The 22,703-nt window shown below is 62.3% G+C and carries 24 protein-coding genes and 1 pseudogene; 12 read left to right on the top strand and 13 right to left on the bottom strand.

Going from position 1 to position 22,703, the window contains the following annotated elements; translation table 11 throughout:
- Positions 1-81: 81 nt before the first annotated feature.
- Together AIOL_RS09910 and AIOL_RS09905 are read right to left on the bottom strand one after the other, a co-directional pair.
- A complete protein-coding gene (locus AIOL_RS09910) occupies positions 82-1,269 on the bottom strand; it encodes a hypothetical protein (protein WP_235438960.1) in 1,188 nt (395 codons plus the stop codon).
- A gap of 78 nt (positions 1,270-1,347) precedes the next feature.
- Positions 1,348-1,884, bottom strand: a complete 537-nt coding sequence (locus AIOL_RS09905) for a hypothetical protein (protein ID WP_235438959.1) — start codon at positions 1,882-1,884, stop codon at positions 1,348-1,350.
- Between the two features lie 447 nt (positions 1,885-2,331).
- On the opposite strand from AIOL_RS09905, the gene AIOL_RS09900 reads away from it, so the two are divergent.
- The 3 genes from AIOL_RS09900 to AIOL_RS09890 all read left to right on the top strand — a co-directional run bounded on the left by AIOL_RS09900 (position 2,332) and on the right by AIOL_RS09890 (position 5,139).
- Positions 2,332-3,132, top strand: a complete 801-nt coding sequence (locus tag AIOL_RS09900) for a chromate resistance protein ChrB domain-containing protein (protein WP_049642831.1) — start codon at positions 2,332-2,334, stop codon at positions 3,130-3,132.
- A gap of 1 nt (position 3,133) precedes the next feature.
- Complete coding sequence (gene chrA / locus AIOL_RS09895) at positions 3,134-4,411, top strand: chromate efflux transporter (protein ID WP_049642830.1); 1,278 nt, start codon at positions 3,134-3,136, stop codon at positions 4,409-4,411.
- A gap of 257 nt (positions 4,412-4,668) precedes the next feature.
- The gene (locus AIOL_RS09890) at positions 4,669-5,139 is read left to right on the top strand and encodes an SspB family protein (protein ID WP_049642829.1); all 471 of its coding nucleotides are present in this window, start codon (positions 4,669-4,671) and stop codon (positions 5,137-5,139) included.
- 15 nt (positions 5,140-5,154) lie between these two features.
- On the opposite strand, the gene AIOL_RS09885 is transcribed toward AIOL_RS09890, so the two are convergent.
- On the bottom strand, positions 5,155-6,054 hold the full coding sequence (locus AIOL_RS09885; RefSeq protein ID WP_235438958.1) for a LysR family transcriptional regulator: 900 nt from the start codon (positions 6,052-6,054) through the stop codon (positions 5,155-5,157).
- Positions 6,055-6,202: 148 nt separating this feature from the next.
- On the opposite strand from AIOL_RS09885, the gene AIOL_RS09880 reads away from it, so the two are divergent.
- The 3 genes from AIOL_RS09880 (at position 6,203) to fumC (ending at position 8,996) form a co-directional block, all read left to right on the top strand.
- A complete protein-coding gene (locus AIOL_RS09880; RefSeq protein ID WP_049642827.1) occupies positions 6,203-6,421 on the top strand; it encodes a hypothetical protein in 219 nt (72 codons plus the stop codon).
- A gap of 12 nt (positions 6,422-6,433) precedes the next feature.
- Positions 6,434-6,937 (top strand): SRPBCC family protein, encoded by a 504-nt coding sequence (locus AIOL_RS09875; protein WP_049642826.1) that lies wholly within the window; start codon positions 6,434-6,436, stop codon positions 6,935-6,937.
- A gap of 661 nt (positions 6,938-7,598) precedes the next feature.
- Complete coding sequence (gene fumC, locus AIOL_RS09870) at positions 7,599-8,996, top strand: class II fumarate hydratase (RefSeq protein WP_049642825.1); 1,398 nt, start codon at positions 7,599-7,601, stop codon at positions 8,994-8,996.
- A gap of 110 nt (positions 8,997-9,106) precedes the next feature.
- On the opposite strand, the gene AIOL_RS09865 is transcribed toward fumC, so the two are convergent.
- The 10 genes and pseudogenes from AIOL_RS09865 to AIOL_RS09820 all read right to left on the bottom strand — a co-directional run bounded on the left by AIOL_RS09865 (position 9,107) and on the right by AIOL_RS09820 (position 16,847).
- Complete coding sequence (locus tag AIOL_RS09865; protein ID WP_049642824.1) at positions 9,107-9,661, bottom strand: CvpA family protein; 555 nt, start codon at positions 9,659-9,661, stop codon at positions 9,107-9,109.
- A gap of 21 nt (positions 9,662-9,682) precedes the next feature.
- Positions 9,683-10,366 (bottom strand): annotated as a pseudogene (locus AIOL_RS09860) (magnesium chelatase domain-containing protein); the annotation flags it as partial.
- A 1-nt stretch (position 10,367) separates the two neighbouring features.
- A partial coding sequence (radA, locus tag AIOL_RS09855; protein ID WP_152912679.1) for a DNA repair protein RadA occupies positions 10,368-11,370 on the bottom strand: 1,003 nt, incomplete at its 3' end.
- A 489-nt stretch (positions 11,371-11,859) separates the two neighbouring features.
- A complete protein-coding gene (locus AIOL_RS09850; protein WP_049642823.1) occupies positions 11,860-12,324 on the bottom strand; it encodes a paraquat-inducible protein A in 465 nt (154 codons plus the stop codon).
- 285 nt (positions 12,325-12,609) lie between these two features.
- A complete protein-coding gene (locus AIOL_RS09845; RefSeq protein WP_049642822.1) occupies positions 12,610-13,356 on the bottom strand; it encodes an ABC transporter ATP-binding protein in 747 nt (248 codons plus the stop codon).
- Positions 13,353-14,132, bottom strand: coding sequence for an MlaE family ABC transporter permease (locus AIOL_RS09840; protein WP_049642821.1), 780 nt, complete (start codon positions 14,130-14,132; stop codon positions 13,353-13,355). Before AIOL_RS09840 ends, AIOL_RS09845 begins: the two co-directional genes overlap by 4 nt.
- The gene (gene alr, locus AIOL_RS09835) at positions 14,129-15,175 is read right to left on the bottom strand and encodes an alanine racemase (RefSeq protein WP_049642820.1); all 1,047 of its coding nucleotides are present in this window, start codon (positions 15,173-15,175) and stop codon (positions 14,129-14,131) included. Before alr ends, AIOL_RS09840 begins: the two co-directional genes overlap by 4 nt.
- Positions 15,176-15,294: 119 nt before the next feature.
- Positions 15,295-15,519 (bottom strand): ribbon-helix-helix domain-containing protein, encoded by a 225-nt coding sequence (locus tag AIOL_RS09830; protein WP_049642819.1) that lies wholly within the window; start codon positions 15,517-15,519, stop codon positions 15,295-15,297.
- Entirely contained in the window at positions 15,509-15,706 is a 198-nt protein-coding gene (locus AIOL_RS09825; RefSeq protein WP_049642818.1) for a DUF4169 family protein, read from the bottom strand. Before AIOL_RS09825 ends, AIOL_RS09830 begins: the two co-directional genes overlap by 11 nt.
- Positions 15,707-15,809: 103 nt before the next feature.
- Positions 15,810-16,847, bottom strand: a complete 1,038-nt coding sequence (locus AIOL_RS09820; protein WP_049642817.1) for an aldo/keto reductase — start codon at positions 16,845-16,847, stop codon at positions 15,810-15,812.
- Between the two features lie 606 nt (positions 16,848-17,453).
- Here AIOL_RS09820 and purF point away from each other — a divergent pair.
- The 6 genes from purF to AIOL_RS26215 all read left to right on the top strand — a co-directional run bounded on the left by purF (position 17,454) and on the right by AIOL_RS26215 (position 22,701).
- Positions 17,454-18,935 carry an amidophosphoribosyltransferase gene (gene purF / locus AIOL_RS09815; RefSeq protein WP_049642816.1) on the top strand — a complete coding sequence of 494 codons (1,482 nt, stop codon included), beginning with the start codon at positions 17,454-17,456 and terminating at the stop codon, positions 18,933-18,935.
- A 117-nt stretch (positions 18,936-19,052) separates the two neighbouring features.
- On the top strand, positions 19,053-19,541 hold the full coding sequence (locus AIOL_RS09810) for a hypothetical protein (protein ID WP_049642815.1): 489 nt from the start codon (positions 19,053-19,055) through the stop codon (positions 19,539-19,541).
- 3 nt (positions 19,542-19,544) lie between these two features.
- On the top strand, positions 19,545-20,465 hold the full coding sequence (locus AIOL_RS24990; protein ID WP_152912460.1) for a hypothetical protein: 921 nt from the start codon (positions 19,545-19,547) through the stop codon (positions 20,463-20,465).
- Positions 20,466-20,692: 227 nt separating this feature from the next.
- Complete coding sequence (locus AIOL_RS09805) at positions 20,693-21,754, top strand: flagellar motor switch protein FliG (RefSeq protein ID WP_049642814.1); 1,062 nt, start codon at positions 20,693-20,695, stop codon at positions 21,752-21,754.
- Positions 21,755-22,136: 382 nt separating this feature from the next.
- Positions 22,137-22,442, top strand: coding sequence for an SH3-like domain-containing protein (locus AIOL_RS26220; protein WP_049642813.1), 306 nt, complete (start codon positions 22,137-22,139; stop codon positions 22,440-22,442).
- Complete coding sequence (locus tag AIOL_RS26215; RefSeq protein WP_049642812.1) at positions 22,420-22,701, top strand: SH3-like domain-containing protein; 282 nt, start codon at positions 22,420-22,422, stop codon at positions 22,699-22,701. Before AIOL_RS26220 ends, AIOL_RS26215 begins: the two co-directional genes overlap by 23 nt.
- The last annotated feature ends 2 nt before the right edge of the window (positions 22,702-22,703 follow it).

Raw genomic sequence — 22,703 nt, 5'->3', positions numbered from 1 at the left:
GTTCTGGCCTCTGTCAACACGCGGGCGCTGGCGACGCGGCGCAATAGACGCCTGTAGCCTGTCGCAGATACGCGCGCGCCCTCATTTCCGCGTGTGAAACCGACCCAAGGCCCATGCGGAAACGGACAGGACCGCCAGCGCGGGCCAGATCATCCACGCGTGGAACTGAAAGACCGCGTGCGCGTGCGACAGCGACCACGTCCCAACGAAGAGGCAGATCGCCAGGGGCGGCCATGGCGAGACGAGCCGCGCCACGCCCAATCTCACCGCGACCGCCGCCAATAGCGTGAGCGGCAGAACCGTCATCTGCACCCACCGGCCGTAGTCATAGCCCAGCGCGAACATCGGCAAGACCCCAAGAACCGCGAACCCTATGACCCATAGGTGCAACCGCGGCGCAGCGCTCCCTATGCGCAGGCCGAACAGAGGCGCTAGGGCCAACGCGAAGAATGCGCCGAAATAGACGAGGCCCAACTCCGTGCGCCGCCGAACGACCATTTCAACGCCCTGCCACGTCGTCAGTTCCAGCGCCGAGAACGGACCGCCGCAGCTTCTCAGGCGCGTGGCCGCGCAAATCTCGGCAACATTCGGCACTGGCGCGGTGACGATTGCGGCCAGAACGACCAGCGCCACAATCACCAGGCAAACGCCCCATCCCAGAACCCACACGCGCCGCTGCGGCCATGCCCTCGCGACAAGCCAACCCGCCATTGCATATGCGGGCGCCATGAAGATGACCGCCTCATGCGCCAGCAGAACCGGCGCGGCAAAGACCAAGGCGGCTGCGAGCCACACCGCTGCCGCGCGCTCAGACCGAGCAAGTGCTGCGTTCAAAACCAAAGCCAGCAGCAGATACCCAAACATCTCTTTGCGAAAGATCGCGGAACTGTCGTAGGCGACAAACAGCAGGCATACCGGTGACAGGATGAACGGAAGATAACCCACCTCATTTGGGAACGCGCGCAGAACGCGAATGCCTAGCCACGTCAGCAGGCCCGACGCGATGGCGGCCATTGCCCAGGCCCAATGCAAGGGCGCGCCACCCAACCCGTCGGAGAGCCAGACAGCAAGCTCGCCGAACAGACCGCGCCGCGTAAAGCCGCCGTGATAATTTACCAGCAGGTCGCCGATCGCATAGGGCACGTCGCGCCCCTGGGACAGCCGCGCCGAGATGTCCCGATACGAGATGAGACAGCTCGCCGCCCACCCGAGCCAGAGCACCGCAAAGCGGTGCCGCAGCAGTTCACCGAGGACAAATCTCGATGCCAAGGAGACGGATGAATACATTAGGGATTAGGCCTATCGCCAAGCTTGCCCGCAGGCAACCATCCCGCGCCGCACCACAAGCTACATCATCAGCGCGCCGGGCGAGCGCTCGGTGAACACCCGGATATAGTCGCCCGGGCTCGACCCCGCCCAGTAGACCCATAGCCGTTCGGGGTTGTCTGCATCGACCCAAACATGATCGCCCCGTTCCAATCCGCGCAGGTCGGTGCTGATGTAATTGACGTTGGTATTGGCCAGGAAATCCGTCGCATCCAGGCTCTGCGGCAGCGCCGCGATGCCCAGGATCGGCGCGTCAAAATCGACATAGCCGATATGGACCCCGTCCCAGCTGTCAAAGAATACGTAATGGCTGGCCACCACGGTCTCTTTCGCGATCTGCCCCGCGACGCCGCCGATATCAACGCGGATGTCCCGATCCAACGTGATATTCTGGTCCTCGTCAAAGGCGTAAAGGTGGTCAGTGTTGAAATTGTCCTCGCCCACATCGAAGGGCTGATCGGTCTGAAGCTTTACAAAGCTTCCCTGCCCCGTCTGGCGCTGGATCTCACCGCCCAGAACCGTCGCAAAGCCTGAGTTGGATGCGCCTAGAACTGCCACAACTGCGAGGCATGCTTGCCTTGGCCATATCATCGTCGCGCCGCCCTTCTTGGTTTCCGCAAGCCTAGGTGAAGCCGAGCGAGAGGTGCAGGCCCAAGAGCGGGGCTCACGCGGTTGTGAGGGGCGCATGCGGCCTGCGGCGACGTTCAGACCCCAGAAATGTTAGCGAGATCTTAGCGATTCGGAGGGAACAATGAACCCGGGCGGGCACGGCCGTGCATCTCGAGCGCAGAGCAATTTTCGTCGCGGGGCGCCGCCCACCCATTCTCATGGGAGCACGCCGAATCACAACAAATCGCTAACTTTCGCCCCCCAGCGTCAACCCGCCGCATCTTGACCGCCGCCCCGGCAATCGGCAAGACATGTCCATGGGGCCAAGCGCGCGCGCCCCGTGAGGCCTAGGCCCAAGCGTCGCATCCACGACCCTTACCAAGGGAAGGATGTACCATGCCTGGACCTAACGAGATCACGCCCCAACAACTGAACCGCCTCATCGGCACGCCAGAATGCCCCGTCATTGTCGATATCTGCACCGACGAGGACTTTGCAGCCGACCCTCGGCTCATTCCCACGGCGCTGCGATGGGATCACGGCGATCCCGCCGGGTTGGCCCGCCACATCGGCACCCAGCGCGCGGTCATAGCCTGCCAAAAGGGCAAGAAGCTTAGTCAGGGGTTAACGAGTTGGCTGCGCTCTGAGGGGGTGATGGCCGAAAACCTTTCCGGCGGTGTTGCGGCCTGGTTTGAATTGCCAGGCGCTCAGGCGGTGCCTGCTGCGGCAATCCCCGCAAACGCAGTTTGGGTCACCCGTCACCGCCCAAAGATCGACCGCATCGCCTGCCCTTGGCTGATCCGGCGCTTCGTTGATCGCCGCGCGCGGTTTCTCTTCGTGGCACCGTCCGAAGTCCAAGCCGTTGCGGAGAGGTTCGACGCAACGCCGTTCGACATCACAGGGGCCAAGTACTCGCACCGCGACGATGGCTGCACCTTTGACGCCATGTTGGAGGCGTTCGGCCTTCGCAGCGCAGCGCTGGACCGCCTTGCCACGATCATCCGTGCCGCCGACAGCAACCGGCATGACCTTGCGCCGCAGGCCGCGGGGCTGCTGGCCGTCTCTGTGGGGTTGTCGCGGCAATACAAAGACGACCACCAGCAGCTTGAGGCCGGCCTTTGGCTCTACGATGCGCTTTACCGCTGGGCGCGAGACGGGCATGAGGAAACCCACAACTGGCCAATGGGGCACACCTGAGATGGACGCATCCTTTCGAGAACTGCTGTGGGCCTTCTTCCGCATCGGCATTCTGTCCTTCGGCGGGCCCGCCGCGCAGATCGCCGTGATGCATAAGGAGCTGGTCGAGGACCGGCCATGGCTCAGCGAGGCGCAGTTTCTGAACGCGCTGAGCTTTTGCATGCTTCTGCCGGGGCCCGAGGCGATGCAGCTGGCCACCTATTGCGGCTGGCGTCTGCGCGGCGTTCCGGGGGGGCTGATCGCGGGGCTTCTATTCGTGCTGCCCGGCGCGCTGGTGATGGCGGCGCTTGCCGGGCTCTATGTCTGGTTGGGCCAGGTGCCGCTGGTCGAGGCGGTCTTCTTGGGGGTCAAGGCGGCGGTTGTCGTGATCGTCCTCCAGGCCCTCCTGAAAGTGGCGAATAAGGCGCTGCGCTCGTTGGATAGATGGGTCCTGGCCGGGCTGTCCTTTCTGGCGATCTTTGCCTTTGCGCTGCCCTTCCCCCTGATCATCGCGACGGCGGCGCTATATGGCTGGCTGCGCGGCGGGCCTGGGGCGGAGGCTCCTGCGCCCTTGTCGGACAGGTCCGACCTGCGGGCGTCCTCGCCAAGCGCCGGGCTGGTCAGAACAGTCGCGCTCTGGGGCGCGCTTTGGTGGGCGCCGATCGGCGTGCTCTGGCTGACCGGCCAAGAGCTTTTGACGCAGGTCGGGCTGTTCTTTTCAAAGCTTGCCATCGTGACCTTCGGCGGCGCCTATGCGGTGCTGGCCTATATGACCCAGGAGGTCGTGCAGGTGCAGGGCTGGATCTCGACCCAGCAGATGATGGACGGGCTGGGCCTGGCCGAGACCACGCCCGGCCCCTTGATCCTGGTGACCGAGTTCGTGGGTTTTCTGGCCGGATACGGCGCTGGCGGATGGGGCCTGGCGCTGGCGGCGGCGCTGTTGACGGTCTGGGTGACATTTGTGCCCTGTTTTCTGTGGATCTTCGCGGGCGCGCCCTACATCGAGTGGATCTCGACCCGGCCCCGCCTCGCGGGCGCGCTGCAGGCCATCACCGCCGCGGTTGTGGGCGTGATCCTAAACCTCTCGCTTTGGTTCGCCACGCATGTGTTCTTCGCACAGGTCAACACGACGCAACTTGGCCCGCTGCATCTACTGTCGCCCGAGCTGGCGACGCTCGACGTCACCGCCGCGCTGCTTGCCGTGATCGCGGGCGTGCTGATGCTTTGGCTGAGGGTCGGTATGATATCGACCTTGCTGATCGTCGCGGCGTTGGGCGTCGCGGGATCATACTTTGTCTAGGGCCTGTGGGCACTCACCACGGGCCACCCGGGCGACATGGGCCGCATCGCCTACGATCTCGCCAAAATTGCCCGGCCCTGCGTCATTTCGGCTTGAATTGCACCGCTATTCAGGGCACCCGAAGGCTTGGCGCTAAGCAACTATGGACCGAAACAAGTGACGCGCGGTAAGCGCCAACAGGCGCAACTCCGCGAACGGCATCTTCCCTTCGCCAAGGAATCCCTTATGCTACCCCCAGATCGCCCAAGAGGAACGCGATGACAGGCACCATTGACTATGGCAACCTCATGCACCGCGCCATGCGCGGCCTAATTCAAGAGGTGCTGACAGCGGTGCAGTCCGACGGTCTTCCGGGGCAGCACCACTTCTTCATCACCTTCGACACGATGCACCCGGATGTAGAGATCGCCGACTGGTTGAGCGACCGCTACCCCGAGGAAATGACCGTGGTCATGCAGCACTGGTTCGACGGTCTTGAGGTGACGGATGAAGGCTTTTCGGTGACGCTGAACTTCGGCGAGAACCCCGAGCCGCTTTACATCCCCTACGACGCAATCAAGACCTTCGTGGATCCATCCGTCGAGTTCGGGCTGCGGTTTGAAACGCAGGACGAGGAAGACGGCGAAGAGATCGAAGAGGTCGAGGAAGCGCCGCTGCAGGCCGTCGAGGAAGAGGACGAGCCCCGCAAGGACGCCGAGGTGGTCAGCCTGGACAGTTTCCGCAAATAGGCGCCCGGCGTCCGGTCAGAGCCGGGCGCTGCGCGACGCGTGCAGGAATTTGGGCTTCAGCGCCTTCAGCTCGCGGGCCAGGTAATCCACCAAGAGCCGCACGCGCGTGGTGCGCCGCAGATCGGAATGCAAAAGCAGCCAAACCGACCGGTTCGGCGTGATGTCGGTCCCTGGCACCTGCCGTAGACCATCCACCTCATGCGTCCAGGAGACCGGCAGGTAGCTCATCCCCTGCCCGCCGCGCACCAGTTCCTTAATCAGCATCGGATCCCGCAGGTTATGCCGCAGCGATGCGCGCGGGAACGGGCTGTTTTTGACCCAGTCAGGCACGGCCTCAACGTCGCCCCATCCGACCCAATGCAACCCGTCGCCCTTTGGCCCGCGCGCCTCGAAATGCCGTTCGAGATAGCTTGGGCTGGCGAAGATGCCGGTGTTGTACTGGAACAGCTTGCGCCCAACCACGTCATCGTCGACCTGGAACGCGACGCGCACGGACACGTCGGCCTCGGCGCGGCTTATGTCCTCGAAGCGATTGGTGACGGACACGTCCAGCTGGATCTCGGGGTAGTCATTGCAAAAGCGCGACAGGATCGGTGGCAGAGTGTGGACCGCAAAAGGCGTCGGGATAGAAAGCCGCACCGTGCCCGCCGCCTCGCGGTCGAGCCCCTGAAGGCGCATGCGCGCGGCAATCATCGACTGCTCGGCCTCTTCGGCCACGGGCAACAGCGCCTCTCCGGCGGATGTCAGCGACAGGCCCGCCGTTGAGCGATCAAAGAGCCGCACGCCATAGGTCGTCTCGAGCCCGCGCAGGTTGCGGTCCACGGTGGCGTGGTTGCCGCCGATCGTCTCGGCGGCGGCGCGCAGGCTGCCGGTGCGCGCCACGGCCAGGAAATAGGGTATGCGCGCCCAATCCATCGTTCGCTCCATCGCTTGCCCCTCATCTAGCCAAAATCACATCTGCTTGAATGTCTCAACTATGAACCGCATCGGACCAGATCAATGCGTTCCGTCACGAATTCGAACCACATAGGGTCCTGGCAGTTCGCAATCAGGGAGAGCCCAGATGAACCGCCGAGAGCTGTTTCTATCCACCGCCGCCGCCGCGGGGATCACCCTGCCACCGCCAATCTGGGCCATGCCGCCCCAGGCCGTGGAACATCTGCCAGGACGGCTCATGAACCTGACGACCGCCCATATCGGCGCGGGCGGCCATTTCTTGCAGGAAGACACCCCCCAGGTCATCGCACCTGCCATTGGCAAGTGGATGGAGACCACCCCATAAGGAGTTGAATTTATGTTAACAATTACCGAAACACGCGCCGCCGAGATTCCCGCCTCTGAGCTTTGGAAGGTCTGGGACAACTTCGCCAACATCTATGTCTTCAACCCCAACATCACGCACTCGCGGATCATCAATGGCACCGCCGAGAACGGGCTCGGCGCCGAGCGGCAATGCGACCTGCCGGGCAAGAACCAGTACCTGCGCGAGCGGGTCGTGGAATACCGCCCCGAAAAGAGGCTGGTCGTGGAGATCTTCGACACCAGCTTGCCGATGAAGTCGATGGGCGCCGAGATCGCCTTTAAGGCCCTTGGGCCCAACCGCACGCAGATCACCATGACGGCCACCGCGACGCCCAAATTCGGCCTTCTGGGGCGGCTGATGACCCTGCCCATGCGGCCAATGATGCGGCGCCAGATCGGCAGCCTTCTGGAGGCCTCCATCCGCTACGCGCTGACCGGCGAGGAGGCCAACCCGCGCCGCGTCCGCCCGGTCGTGGACAAACCCGTTGCCGCTTAGTGGATGCAACCTAAATTTTTTGGTGAGTGCTTTTAGAAGGGGCACCATCATTTGTGACGGAGTTTGTAGCTTGGGAGCCCCTTACACAAGGAACGCCAGATTCCACTTTTAACGAGGATCCATTGGTCTAAGAGGTAGCTGCATCTGCATTGGACCCAGGCCGAGCAGGTTCCCGCTCGCAACCTATTCCGTCTCCGTTTCGATCAAGATCGTAAGTATCCGGTCCAATAACTATCACGCGCCACTCGAGATAGACTGGTCCGTTGCCATTTCCGCTCGCACAGTCTACGTCCAAAGCATTCGGTGGAAGGCAAGCACCAACATAGCTGGGATGGCAATTTTGACCGCTGGTTGCGGGCGCAACCGCCACAGTGAACAACAAAATAATTGAGACAAAAAGTCGATGCACGTTAACCATAGTTAATATTTGGTCAACTTGAATCCTTTTTCAAGTCTCTTTGGCCCAAATTTTGATCCATGGAATCACCCAAGTATCGACCATAGGTGTACACAGGCCATGTGCCATTCCGAAGGCAAATGAATTGGGTGGTCCGTGGCTTGGCTACCTTTCAGTCAATAGCCCAACTGCCATCCTGACACATTGCACCTTGGGGCCTCCCCCTTTAGAGCGTTTCCCAACCAGACGCGATGGAGGCCCCCGATGACCGCAACACGCACCGAGACCGACAGCTTTGGCCCGCTAGAGGTCCCTGCCGACAAGTATTGGGGCGCGCAGACGCAGCGCTCGATCATGAACTTCCCCATCGGCTGGGAGCGCCAGCCCGTGCCGATCATCCGCGCCCTCGGCGTGGTCAAGAAGGCCTGCGCGATGCAGAACAAGGCGCAGGGCACGCTGGACGCGGGCCTGGCGGACGCGATCATCCAGGCCGCGAGCGAGGTCATCGAGGGCAAGTTCGACGACAACTTCCCGCTGGTGGTCTGGCAGACGGGCTCTGGCACGCAGTCGAACATGAACGCCAACGAGGTCATCGCCAACCGCGCCATCGAGATCCTGGGCGGCACGCTGGGCACCAAGGCGCCCGTGCATCCCAACGACCACTGCAATATGGGGCAGTCCTCGAACGACACCTTCCCCACCGCGATGCATGTGGGCATCGCCATGCAGGCGCGCGACGTGCTGCTGCCCGGCCTGGCCAAGCTGCTGGCGGCGCTGGAGGCCAAGCAGGCCGAGTTCAACGACATCATCAAGATCGGCCGCACGCATACCCAGGACGCCACGCCGCTGACGCTGGGCCAGGAGTTCTCTGGCTATGCGCATCAAGTGCGCAAGGGCATCGAGCGGGTCGAGGCCTGCCTGGGCGACATCTACGAGCTGGCCCAGGGCGGCACCGCCGTGGGCACCGGGCTGAACACCCGCAAAGGCTGGGCCGAGGCCGTCGCAGCCCACATGGCCGAGATCACCGGCCTGCCCTTCGTGACCGCGCCCAACAAGTTCGAGGCACTCGCCGCCCATGACGCGATGGTGATGTTCTCGGGCGCGCTCAAGACCGTGGCCGCGAGCCTCTTTAAGGTCGCCAACGACCTGCGCCTGCTGGGCTCTGGGCCGCGCTCTGGCCTTGGCGAGCTGATCCTGCCCGAGAACGAGCCCGGCTCGTCCATCATGCCCGGCAAGGTGAACCCGACCCAGGCCGAGGCGCTGACCATGGTCTGCGCCCATGTGATGGGCAACGACGCCGCCGTGGGCATTGCGGGCAGCCAGGGGCATTTCGAGCTGAACGTCTACAACCCCATGATGTCCTACAACGTGCTGCAATCCATGCAGCTTTTGGGCGACAGCGCGTCGGCCTTCACCGACAACATGGTCTCTGGGATCCAGGCCAACGAGGCCCGCATCGACAAGCTGATGAAGGAAAGCCTGATGCTGGTGACGGCGCTGGCGCCCACCATCGGCTATGACAACGCCACCAAGGTCGCCAAAACAGCGCATAAGAACGGCACGACGCTGCGCGAAGAGGCCGTCAATCTGGGCCTGGTCGACGAAGAGACCTTTGACCGCGTGGTGCGCCCCGAGCAGATGATCGGCCCCAAGGACGCCTAACCGCGCAGTAAAGCGCAACGCCGGAAGCCTCCAAGGCTTCCGGAACGATTTCATTTTATGAAATCGGCCCTTTTTGGCGCCGTCGTGTTTAGGGCGCTATCGCTGCGCCTTTATGCGCCGCAGGGCCTAACCAGCTGCTCGTAACGCTGCACGATCCAGCTCGGCGCGTCCTCGGGCAGCTGTTCATTGAGGTTGTCCTTGGCGCCCGCGAAGACGGCGTAGGTTCGGCTCTCGCTGACCTCGGCGACCTGCTGGCTGACCGTCACCCGGTCATAGACGACCAAAGCGACCGCGACGAGCAAGAGCCCGCGCAGCACCCCAAAGAAGAAGCCCAGCCCCTGATCCAGCCCACCCAGCGCCGAGCGCTGTATGATGGATGCGAAAAGCGGCGTGAAGAGAGACACCAGGATCAGCGCCAGCGCCAACACGGCCGCGAAACTGGCGATCATCGCCAGCTCGCAGCTGTCGCGCAGGACGTTGCCCACAAAGGGGATCTCCTCGACCAAAGGCTTCACCGTGCCCGCGAACATGAACGCTAGGATGGCGGCCACAATCCAGCCGACAATCGACATCGCCTCGCGCACGAAGCCGCGCGAATAGGCCAGGATCGCCGAGATGATGATCACGACGGCCACGACCGCGTCCACTATGGTAAATCCGTCCATGTTTTGTCCTGCTCCTGCGCCTTAACCCGCGCCGAATATATCACCGACCATCTGGGCCAAATCGCCCATTGGCTTTAGTTTCACCCCGGCCCCGCCTCCGGCTTTGCTCCGTTTGGGAGCGATTGCGGCGGTGAAACCAAGTTTTCCCGCTTCTTTCAACCTATTTTCGGTCTGGGTGGCGGGTCGAAGCGCACCAGACAGGCTAATTTCGCCAAAAACCACCGTGTCCTGCGGCAGGCTGACGTCTTCGCGCGCCGACAAAAGCGCCGCAGCCACGGCCAGATCCGCGGCGGGCTCGCCGATCTTCATGCCGCCCGCGACATTTAGATAGACGTCCAGCCCGGTGAAGGGGATGCCGCAGCGCGCCTCCAGCACCGCCAGGATCATCGCCAGCCGCCCGCCGTCCCAGCCCACCACCGTGCGGCGCGGCTGGCTATGCGGCGTCGGCGAGACCAGCGCCTGGAACTCCACCAGCACCGGGCGTGTGCCCTCGATGCCTGCGAACACGACCGAGCCCGGAGCCGGCTCGTCGCGCTCTGAAAGAAATAGGGCCGAAGGATTAAGAACTTCCTCCAATCCATTGCCAGTCATCTCAAAAACGCCGATTTCGTCTGCTGGTCCAAATCGGTTTTTCACTGCGCGCAGGATGCGGAACTGGTGGCAACGCTCACCTTCAAAGTAAAGAACAGTGTCGACCATATGTTCNTCAGAGGCTGTCTCTTATACACATCTCCCACCACCGTGCGGCGCGGCTGGCTATGCGGCGTCGGCGAGACCAGCGCCTGGAACTCCACCAGCACCGGGCGTGTGCCCTCGATGCCTGCGAACACGACCGAGCCCGGAGCCGGCTCGTCGCGCTCTGAAAGAAATAGGGCCGAAGGATTAAGAACTTCCTCCAATCCATTGCCAGTCATCTCAAAAACGCCGATCTCATCGGCGGGGCCAAAGCGGTTCTTGACCGCCCGCAAGATGCGGAACTGGTGGCCGCGCTCGCCCTCGAAATAGAGCACCGTGTCCACCATATGCTCGACCACGCGCGGGCCCGCGATCTGGCCCTCTTTGGTGACGTGGCCCACCAGGATCACGGCGCACCCCTTGCGCTTGGCGAACGTGGTCAGCTCATGGGCCGCGGCGCGCACCTGGCTCACCGAGCCCGGCGCGCTTTCGACATTGTCGGCCCACATGGTCTGCACCGAATCGATCACCGCCACGTCCGGCGTCTCGGCCTCTAGCGTGGTCAGGATGTCGCGCAGATTGGTCTCTGTCGCGAGCTTCACCGGCGCGTCCGCCAACCCCAACCTTTGGGCGCGCATGCGCACCTGGGCCGAGGCTTCCTCTCCCGAAATATATACCGATTTCAGTCCATTGCGGGCGAAACTTGATGCGGCCTGCAAGAGCAGCGTGGACTTGCCGATGCCCGGGTCCCCGCCCACTAGGATTGCGCTTGCTGGCACCAGCCCGCCGCCCAGCACGCGGTCCAGCTCGGCGATGCCTGAGCCGGTGCGCGGCGGCGGCGGCTCCTGCGTTGCGAGATCCGTCAACACGACCTTGCTGCCGCGGTTGGCCCCGAGGGACTTCTTGGCTGGCCCCGCCGACAAGGGCGCCTCCTCGATGATCGTATTCCATTCGCCGCAGGTCTCGCAGCGCCCAGACCACTTGGAATGCGCGGCACCGCAGGCGGTGCAAGTAAAGGTCATTGGCTTGGCCATGAATGCCTAAATGCCCGCCCCAGCCCGGGGGCGCAAGGTGGAGGATTTTCGACGTCGGTATTACGTCGATATCGCGTCGGCGCAAGCTTGTGGGCAGCGCCAGCCGCGAGCCTATTCCCTACCGAGAGCGTCGCGCCTGCGCTGCCGATGGTTCCTTCTGGCTACGTTCGAATGTGAGTTCTGGCCTGGAGCGAACGCTGAGCAAAACGAGCGCCCTGGCGACGCTTGCCGACACCAGATGAACCGGGCCCCACGCAGAGCGACCGCCCAGCTTGCCTGGGCAGCGGCCGACCTCCCCCAGGAGGCCGCTTTTGCAACGTCGCAAACCACTGAAACAACTGCGTTTGTGGAGCGCATGCGCCAAGTGCCGACTTTGCACAAGCGACCTCCAGGTCGGCCGCTGCCCGCGTCGCGCTTGGCTCAAGGTGGAGGCCCCGGATCAAGTCCGGGGCGGCGGATCGCCAATGCCCACCACAGGCCAAAGACCAGCTACGTCGCGCCCAAGCGCCCCTGCTGTCCCAGCCGATCCGTGAAGAAGTTCAGCGCGATCGACGCCAATATGCAGCCGGTGAACAGATACAGCCCCCAGGCGGTCTCCACCTTGGCAAAGCCCACGCCTTTGACCACCACAATGTAGAGCGCGATCAGGAAGACATCCGCCATCGCCAGCTTGCCCAGGATGTGCAGCGCCGCACTGATCCGCGGCGAGGCTAGGCCGAAATGGATCAGCGCCAGACCGATGGTCTTCAGATACGGCGCAAAGAGCGCGAAGGCCGTGACCAGAAGCGCCAGCGCCACGTCCGACCCCCAGAGCTCCTGCAGCCCCGAGATCACTGAGATTTCTGAGAGCCCAAAGAGCGGCAGGTTGAATCCCGCGCGCATCAGCGGCGCGAACCAAGCCACCGGGAACAGGACCAGCAGCAGGAGATTGAGTGTTCTGAGCGCCAAAAGCATGGGTGAGACTTAGGGACGCGGCTGATGGGATGCCAGTCCCGCCACCACGCGGGTGCGCTGCGCTGCGGCAGATGCGCAACGGGCGCTCCTTTGGTGCAGCGCCTTGCGACGCAGCGACGCTGCGGGCGATAATCCCCTAGAAATCAATGAAATATTAGCGATTCGGGTGGGAAAATGAAAATGGGAGGGTTGGCCAAAGGCCCCCCCGAACCCAAACTTTCATGTTCCTACTAGAGCGTTGGACGATTGTTTAAGCGCAGCAGCTTGCGCGGATTGCGCAGGGCCCTATCGAACTGCCTCGATCGGTCCCTCCGCGCGGCCATGGATGAACTGGTCCAGATGCGGATCGCCCGAGGCGTCCATCTGCGCCACCGGCCCCGCCCACTGGATCACCCCGCCATGCAGCATCGCCACATTGTCGGCAATCGCGCGCACGCTGGTCATATCATGGGTGATCGTCATCGCGGTCGCCCCCATCTCGGTCACGATCTCGCGGATCAGCGCATTGATCACGCCGGACATGATCGGGTCCAGCCCCGTGGTGGGCTCGTCAAAAAAGATGATCTCGGGCTCCGCGGCAATGGCGCGGGCCAGCCCCACGCGCTTTTGCATGCCGCCCGAGAGCTCGGCGGGGTAAAGATCGGCCACATCAGGCTTCAGCCCCACGCGGCGCAGCTTCTCTATTGCGATCTCGCGCGCCTCTGCCTTGGGCCGCTTCAGCGAGCCGCGCAACAGCCGGAAGGCCACGTTCTGCCAGACCGGCAGGCTGTCAAACAGCGCGCCGCCCTGGAACAGCATCCCAAACCGCGCCAGAAACGCGTCGCGCTCGGCGGTGGTGACGTCCTGCCCGTCCAGCGTGATCGTGCCGCTGTCATGGCGCACCAGCCCCAGCACGGATTTCAACAGCACCGACTTGCCGGTACCCGAGCCGCCAATGATCACCATGGATGTGCCCTTGGCGATCTCCAGATCCACCCCGCGCAAGACGCGATTGCTGCCAAAGGCCTTATGCACACCCTCCAGCCGGATCAAAAGAACAGCTCCGTCAGCAGGTAATTCGCCGCCAGGATCATCACCGCCGCGGCGACGACGCTCGATTTGGTGGCCGCGCCCACGCCCTGTGCGCCGCGGTCCGAGCGCATCCCGTAGTAACAGCCCATCAGCGTCGCGATGAACCCGAATGCCGCGCCCTTGGCCAGGCTTGAGGCGACGTCGCGCGCCTCTAGAAAATCCACCGTGTTGGTCAGATAGGTGGCCGCGTTAAAGCCCAGCCGCTCGGTGCCCACCAGGTAACCGCCCATGATGCCGATCACGTCGCCCACGCCCACCAGCACCGGCACGACCAGAAGCCCGGCCATCACCCGCGGCAGGGTCAGGTACTTCATCGGATGGGTCGACAAGGTCACCAGGGCGTCGATCTGCTCGGTGACCTTCATGGTGGCGATCTCTGCCGCCACCGACGAGGTCACCCGCGCGGCGATCATCAGCCCCACCAGCACCGGGCCCAGCTCGCGCACCATGCCGATGGCCACGATCTGCGGCACCACCGCCTCGGCGTTGAACCGCGCCCCGCCCGAGTAGATCTGCAAGGCCAGCGCGCCCCCGGTGAACAAAGCGGTCAGCCCCACCACGGGCAGTGAGAAATAGCCGATGGTCATCAGCGCGGTCAGGAACTCACGCGGATAATAGGGCGGGCGGAAGAGATGCGAGAGCGTCTGCGCGGCATAGATTGCCACGCTCCCAATCGCGGCCAGCAGGGCCAATGTCGAGCGACCGATGGCCGCCAGCGGAGCTAAGACCGGGTTCACGGCGCGCCCCGGTAGCGGCGCTGATAGCGGTTGCCCAGTGCGGTGAGGATCTCGTGCCCGATCGTGCCCGCCTGCTCGGCCAGCGCATCAATGCCCTGGTCCGGCCCCAGGATCTCTAAGGCGGAGGGCGTGCGATCCAAATCGGTGATGTCGATGGTCAACATGTCCATCGACACCCGCCCCACCAGCTTGCAAGGCTTGCAGCCGGCAAAGAGCGTGCCGTTATTGCTGGCCGCGCGGATGATCCCATCGGCGTAGCCCGCCGCAATGGTCGCGATCCGGGTCGGGCGCTCGGCGATCCAGGCATTGCCGTAGCCCACCGGCTCGCCCTCTTCCAGGTCGCGCGTCTGGATGACCGGGATAGAGACCGCGGCCACGGGACTTGCCTCGGCAAAGGGCAGCCCACCATAAAGCCCGATCCCGGGGCGGGTCATGGCAAAGTGATACTCCGGCCCCAGAAGCACCCCGGCCGTCGCCGAAAGCGACAGCGGCACCTGCAACCCGTCCGTCATGGCGCGGAACTGGTCCAGCTGCTGGGCGTTCATCGGATGCGCGGGCTCGTCGCCGCAGGCCAGGTGGCTGATGATCAGCTTGGGCCCCTGCTTGAGCACCAGATCGCGCACGGCGAACCACTCCTCGGGCTCCATCCCGAGGCGGTTCATGCCGCTGTCCAGTTGGATGCCGAACGGGTGCCCCGGCAGCGCCTCGATATGGCGGGTCATCTGCTCGATAGAGTTCAAGAGCGGGATCAGGCCGAGATCGCCGATCATATCGGTGTCGCCCGCCATGTGGCCCGAATAGACGAAGACGCGCGGCTTATCGCCCACGGACTGGCGCACCGCGGCGCCCTCCTCGGCGGCGGCGACAAAGAAGGTGCGGCAGCCCGCCTTGGCCAGCGCCCGCGACACCGGCGCGGCCCCCAGCGAATAGGCGTTGGCCTTCACCGTGGCGCCGGTTTCCACATGGCCCGCGGACATGGCGTCCAGCGCGCGCCAGTTGGCGACGATGGCGCCAAGGTCGATGGTCAGGTGGCCAGTACTCATGAGGGCGGGTTTTGGCGGGACCGGCCGCGCGGCGCAAGGGTTTTTCTCAGCTTACATGTCGTCGCACCGCGGCACGGTTGGTGCCCGAGATCGCCGTGCGGTCACTGCGCGGCCAGGGCTCAGAGGTCGCCCAGCCTGTCCTCAAGCGCGCCGAGCACAAAGACACGGATCGCCGAGGCCAACCCGCGCTCGACCCCGCGGGCCGCGTCGATCTCGGCGGCAAGCTGGTTGATCGGCTTGCCCTGATCCCTGGCGATCTGGCGAAACGCCACCCAGAACTCCGGCTCCAGCGAGACGCTGGTGCGGTGCCCTTTGAGGGTCAGCGAGTGTTTCTCAGGTCTCATCCAGATCGTTATCGGGGTCCATCTTGTGGCGGTCAAGGGAGGCCTTGGCGCGGTCGGTCTGCGTCGCTGCCAGCAGGCGCGCGGCCTTGGTCATGCCAAAGCTCGCGGCGTTCTGATCCGCCTGGGCCTTGGCCTCAGAGCGCGCCTTGGATTTGCGCGCCTTGTTGAGATTGATGGGCTGGTTCATGCGCCATACCTTCTGGGTTGCGTGGTTTGTGTGGGGACAAAAAGCAAAGAGCATCCGCCGCAGTCATGCGGCGCGCGCCGTTGAAGAAAGCAATCGCGCGAGGCTAGAACACCATCGGATGGGCTTTGTGGACCGCGCCGATGTCCGCAAGGCATGCCTCGGACAGAACGAGCCCTGCCGCGCCCAGCGCCAGCTCTAGCTGCCGGTCATCTGAGGCGCCAAAGATCGTCGAGGCCACGAAGGGCCGCGTCAGCGTCCAGGCCAGCGCCATTTGGTTCACGTCATGCCCGTGTTTGTCGGCCACCGCGCGATAGGCCGCCGTTGCGGGCCAGAGCCGCTCTGTCACGCGCCCGCTCAGCGAGGCGTCCCGCGAGCGGCGCGAGCCTTGGGGGATAAGGTCCGGGCCATGCTCGGGCGACAATACACCTGCGATCAGCGGCGTGAACGGCAACAGCCCCACATTCTCCATGCAGCAGAGCTCGGCCAGGTCCTTGTCGGCGTAGCGGCACAGCAGCGAGTATTCATTCTGGATCGTCACCGGGCGGTCCACGCCCAGCGCATCACAGAGCCGCAGCCACTCCGCCGTGCCCCAGGTGGTCTCGTTCGACAGCCCCCAGCTGCGGATCTTGCCTGCCGCGATCATCGCCCCCATCGCCCCGATCACGTCGCGCATATGCTCGCGGATCGCGGCCGGGTCCTGCCCCGAGGGGTCCCAGTCCCAATGCTTGCGGAAATGGTAATGCGGGCGCATCGGCCAGTGCAGCTGGTAGAGGTCGATCACCTCCGTTTGCAGGCGCTTAAGCGAGTCCTCGATAGCCTGAGGTATGATCGCGCTGTCATAGCCCGCCCCGTCGCGCAGGAATCCCGATCCCATGACCTTGGTGCCGATCACCACCTCGTCGCGCCGCCCCGACTTGGCCAGCCAATTGCCGATGATCACCTCTGAGGCGCCCGCCGTTTCGGCGGCGGCGGGATAGGTCGGATACATCTCGGCGGTGTCGATGAAATCCACGCCCGCATCCAGGGCCCGGTCGATCTGGTGATGCGCCTCGGCCTCGGTGTTGCGGGTCCCCCAGCTCATCGAGCCCAGGCAGAGGCGAGAGACCTCAATGTCGCTGGTGCCAAGTTTGATCCGTTCCATGCCGTGCCTCCGATGCCGCGCCGCACCGACTTATCGGATGAGGCGGCGGGCGCAAGGGTGCTGGTGCGTGGCAGATGGCAATCGCAATGGTGCAGATGTGTCAGGGTGGCTTTTGGGCCTGGAGTGGTCGGTGCCAACACGCGCTCCAACCTGGCAACGCTTGCCGACACCAGATGGAACGGAACTCACATAGAGCGACCGCCCAGCTTGCCTGGGCTGCGGCCGACCTCCCCCAGGAGGCCGCAATTGCAACCGCGCATCTAGTTGAAACGCTTCGGTTTCCAGAGATGTCGTTGATGGTTGAGCTGATGCGCAAGCGACCTCCAGGTCGGCCGCAGCCCGGTTTGCGCTTAGTTCAAGCAGGAGGCCCCGGATCAAGTACGGCGCGGTAACTCTTAGATGCCCCCTCCACACCAACCCCGCCCGTCGCGTGACCAAAAAACCAGCAGCTTCGCACTTGCAGCAACCGCCAAGCCTCACCTTCCACCCTATGTTCACCGTACATGTAAACGTGTCGTGACAAGCGGGCGGAGACCTCCTATTGCAATAGGCAGCTGCCACCCAAGGATTCGGAGCCCCGCTGAAATGCGCGCGACGCCCCCCGCTATGCCACCTGCCCACCCTTTCGATTTTGACGCTTGGGAGACCGACCTCGGCGGCGACAAGCCCAAGGAGGAATGCGGAATCTTCGGCGTCATCGGCACTGCCGACGCGGCGAATTTCGTGGCCCTTGGCCTGCACGCCCTGCAGCATCGCGGTCAGGAGGCGGGCGGCATCGTCTGTCACGACCCCGAGCAGGGGTTCAACTCGGCGCGCCGCTTTGGCTATGTGCGCGACAATTTCACCAAGCAGTCCCTGATGGAGACCCTGCCCGGCCCGCTGGCCATCGGGCATGTGCGCTACTCCACCGCGGGCTCCAAAGGCCACACCGCGATCCGCGACGTGCAGCCCTTCTTTGGCGAGTTCTCCATGGGCGGCGCCGCGATCGCCCATAACGGCAATATCACCAATGCCGACGCCCTGCGCAAAGAGCTGATCGAGCGCGGCTCGATCTTCCAAAGCTCCAGCGACAGCGAGTGCATTATCCACCTGATGGCCCGCTCGCTGCAACGCAGGGTGCCAGAGCGGATGATGGACGCGCTGCGCCGCGTGGAGGGCGCGTTCTCGGTCGTCGCCATGACCCGCACCAAGCTGATCGGCGTGCGCGATCCTTTGGGCGTGCGGCCCCTGGTGCTGGGCAAGATCGGGGAGGGCTGGGCGCTGAGCTCGGAGACCTGCGCCCTGGACATCATCGGCGCGGAATTCGTCCGCGAGGTCGAGCCCGGCGAGATGGTCGTCATCGAGGATGGCGAGGTGAAATCCCTGCGCCCCTTCCAGCCCGCGCGGCCGCGGTTCTGCATCTTCGAGCATGTCTATTTCAGCCGCCCCGATTCGATCCTGAACGGGCAGTCCGTCTACACCACCCGCCGCCAGATCGGCGTCGAGCTGGCCCGCGAGGCGCCGGTGGAGGCCGACATCGTCTGCCCGGTGCCCGACAGCGGGACCCCCGCGGCGATTGGGTTCAGCCAGGAAAGCGGCATCCCCTACGCGATGGGCATCATCCGCAACCAGTATATGGGGCGGACCTTCATTGAGCCGACCGAGCAGATCCGCAACATGGGCGTGCGGCTGAAGCTGAACGTGAACCGCGCGCTGATCGAGGGCAAGCGGGTGATTCTGGTCGATGACAGCGTGGTGCGCGGCACCACCAGCCGCAAGATCAAGGAAATGATCCTGGATGCGGGCGCCAAGGAGGTGCATTTCCGCATCGCGTCGCCGCCCACCGCCTGGCCGTGCTTTTACGGCGTCGACACGCCGCAGCGCGAGAAACTGCTGGCCGCGACCATGTCCGAAGAGGAAATGCGCCTGCACCTGGCCGTTGACAGCCTCAAGTTCATCACGCTGGACGGGCTCTACCGCGCCGTGGGCGAGGCCAAGGGCCGCGATCCGAACGCGCCGCAATATTGCGACGCGTGTTTCTCAGGCGACTACCCGGTTGAGCCCGCGGATCAGATCAACAAGGGTTTTGAGCTTAAAGCAGCAGAGTGAAATTAGCTTTCCTTGACATGCCGAAAAGGCTAGTATTTTTTTGCCCCATTAAATTTCCAAGAGAAATATATGACTCTAATATCAACCTGCGTAACCGTTTTGGTATTGCTCTATTCAATGCAGTTACTTCTTGCGGTTTGGAACGCACTTACGATTAAAAACGAAAACCAAGAAAGTATTATCGGATCACTTTTTGTCGGAAAGGATAATGTAACTAAATCGTGGATTACCATAGGAATAATCTTTATCATCCCCGTTATCGTATCCTGGAGTGGAGGCGTAGCGGATCGACTCATCTCGATTGACCCGAATGAAGCCCTGCTAACGGGGTGCCTTTCGATGTTATTCGTTCTAGTCACTCTTGAATTGACCATGATCAACTCGCTCAATGATCGCAACCGCGATCCTTGGCGTGGCTTGCTGGTATTTGCTTTGGTTCTCGATATCTTATCGATCACATTGATCGTCGCAGCGATCAAGCCCTACGTCCAAGCCGACGATGACATCGCTTGGGTAAATGTAACACACTTGATAACGTTTATTGGCGTGGCGGCGTTGCTCTCGAGCTTCTGCGTCGTGTTGTTCACAAAAACAGCGGGAGATTAAATCTTGCCAGACAGCCAAGAAATAAGCGACGAGCTGAAGAAGCTAAACAAACGAATAAGTGACTCTGGGGAACGTTTAGTTTCCCGAACGACGTATGGAACCTTAACACTCGCAGCCGCGATGGCAGCAATTACGGTGATAGCCGTGCTTATGTTTACCGGCATACAAACCACCATTGCAACCGATGAGCTAAGACAAAGAATATTGGAAATTGAACAAGAAAACGCAAGTATTGCTGAATTTACGGATGGCCTTCGTATTTCCCTTGAAAATACTAGTGAGAAAATTGTCTCCTCAACATCAACTCTCCAAATAGGACTCTCAAAATTCGAGGAACAATTGCCAAGACTTCAGGTCGCATTGTTAGAATTTGATGATAGGATTTCAGATATTAACGTCGAATTATCAACTATAAAAGACAAGATATCATATGTGGAAACTTATATTTCCTCCCTCAATATGGATCATATCTCTTTGTCAGGCGAAGTATCTGAACTCCAGAATAGAATTTTAGAAATCTCAGAGAAAGCGAATGAGATCGACGTGATCGGTACGCGGATCGACCGAATTGGAAGGATTCAAAATAACGAGCTCGACATCGTCTCTTACACCACAGCGCTTAGCGATGAATTATGCGCATCCGTTGCACATGCATTGTCTAATTCTATTTCTGAAGTTGAGTTTAGCGAAGAAGTAGCGCCTATTGCGGTTGCCCTAAGGCCTCTTGTGGGGGATCAGGTGCGAGTCTCAAGCGCTTGTGGTCGGAACTACGTTTTTGCGGGAGGTTTGGCCACCGACTCACAAAGTTGGCCACGTGTAATTCAGCTCGTGGATGCAATAGATGGTCAAATGATTCGCCAAACCAAATCCGTACGACCATTGTGGCAGCCAACCAACCAGGATCGTGAAGCGCATTTTGAATAGGCGCTATTTTTGGTTGGAACGCGGCCGCCAAGGAATCGGATACCCTCACTCTTCAGAAAGCCAGTTTAACCACAGGCGGATTCTGTAGCCCCTCGCGTAACCCCACGACGTACATTTGCGCCGGACACCCACGCAAATTTCCTCTGATTTCCGTGCATTGCTTAGGGCGTTGTTAAGGGCTGAGCGGTTACGAGTTAACCAAAGCAAGAATTGCAGACCCTATCGAGATGAGCCTTCCATCCCTCGCCAGTCCAGGTGCCCTCGCCGGCACGCCCAGCCTTACGCGCCAGCAGAAGGCCACGATCATTGTGCGCCTGCTGCAGTCCGAGGGCGTGGAGCTTTCGCTGAAGGGCCTGCCCGAGGACATCCAGATCGCGTTGTCGCAGCAGATGGCCGGCATGCGCTACATCAAGCGAGACACGCTGCAGGCGGTCGTGTCGGAATTCGTGGGCGAGCTGGATGATCTGGGGCTGCATTTCCCGCGCTCGATGCGCGGCACGCTTGAGGCAATTGGCGAGACGATATCAGACACCGCCGCGGCGCATCTGCGCCGCACCGCCGGTGTCAAAAGCGAAGGCGACCCGTGGGAGCGCATCGGCGCAATGGATGTCGAGCAGCTCTTGCCGATCTTCTTGGAGGAAGCGATCGAGATCGCGTCTGTTGCACTCTCGAAACTGGATGTCAGCAAATCCGCTGAGATCCTAGGCAAGATCCCGGGCGAGCGCGCCCGCCGGATCGCCTACGCCACCTCGCATACCGGGTCCGTGGCCCCCAAGACCGTGCGCAAGATCGGCGAGACACTTCTGATGCAGTTCGATTCAGAGCCGCCCAAAGCCTTCGATAGCGGCCCGGTGGAGCGGGTGGGCGCGATCCTGAACTTCTCCGCCGCCAAGACCCGCGATGGCGTGCTGGAGGGCCTGTTCGAAGAGGACGAGGAATTCGGCGAGGCGGTGAAGAAAGCCATCTTCACCTTCGCCAATATCGCTGGCCGGGTAGAGCCACGCGACGTGCCCAAGATCGCCCGCGACGCCGACAACGATCAGCTTATCATGGCGCTCGCCTTCGCCGGCAAGAAGGAAGAGGAAAGCAAGTCCTCGGAGTTCATCCTGTCCAACATGTCCCAGCGGATGGCCGCGCAGCTCAAGGACGAGATCGACGCCATGGGCAAGATCAAGGAATCCGACGGCGAGGCCGCAATGGGCCATGTCGTCAGCGTGATCCGTGACCTTCAGACCGTCGGCGAAATCCAGTTGAAGGTTGAGGGCGAAGACGATGAGGACGAAGAGTGACGCGCAGCACAGGCGTCCAATGACGTGACCACCGCAAAGCAGCGATGAAGCGACGCTCTTTGTGGCACGAAGCAGAGATTTGGTCCGCACAAATCTCTTGCAAGAGATTTGCCACTTTCCTTCCAAGGAAAGTGCGCCCAGCATCTCCGTAACGCCTTGAAATCAGAACACATAGATGTGCGATGCCTTGAAACTCTTGGAAGAGTTTCGCCAATTTCTTGCAAGAAATTGGGGTCACGGCCGGGTCAACTCTGGGCCAAATACATACCCAAGGGACAGGCCTGCACAGTGCCGCACGCCACGCAAAGAAATGAGCCGTCTGGACACCTGCGTGGCGCCGCCCTAGGCTCGCGCCATGACGGATGGACGTAGATGGCATGACATGGGCGGGCAAGACGCTGGCCCGGTCGATTTGGATCAGCACGACTTCGCGCTTTGGGAAAAGCGCGTCGACGCGTTGCAGGTAATCACCTCAACCAAGGGACTTTTCACCGTGGATGGTCTGCGCCGCGTCCTTGAGGATATGGGCGAGGCCTCGTTCGAGACGATGACCTATTACGAGCGCTGGGTGGCCTCGGTGAACCAGAACCTGGTCGAGGCGGGCGTATACACACTCGAGGAGCTTGGCGCGCGCATGGAAGAGGTCAAATCCCGCGGCGCAACCTATGGCGAGGCCGCAGGTGGCTGAGCGCGTGCGCGTCCGCACCCGAATGCCGCCGGGCCATGTCCGCGCGCCCGCCTATCTGCGCGGCAAGACCGGCGAGATCGAGCGCCCATTGGGCGCTTTCGGCAACCCCGAGGAGCAGGCCTATGGCCGCTTCGGCGACATGCGCGCGCTTTACCGCGTGCGTTTCACCATGGCCGAGATCTGGGGTGACAGCGCCGAGCGCCCCGAGGACACGCTGGACGCCGAGATCTACGAACACTGGCTGGAGAGGGTCGAATAACC

Origin of the sequence: Candidatus Rhodobacter oscarellae, assembly GCF_001078595.1 — a bacterium.
GTDB classification, from domain to species: domain Bacteria; phylum Pseudomonadota; class Alphaproteobacteria; order Rhodobacterales; family Rhodobacteraceae; genus Rhodobacter_B; species Rhodobacter_B oscarellae.
Note: the sequence above shows the minus strand (reverse complement) of the source record. Positions and strands in the feature narration are given on the sequence as shown.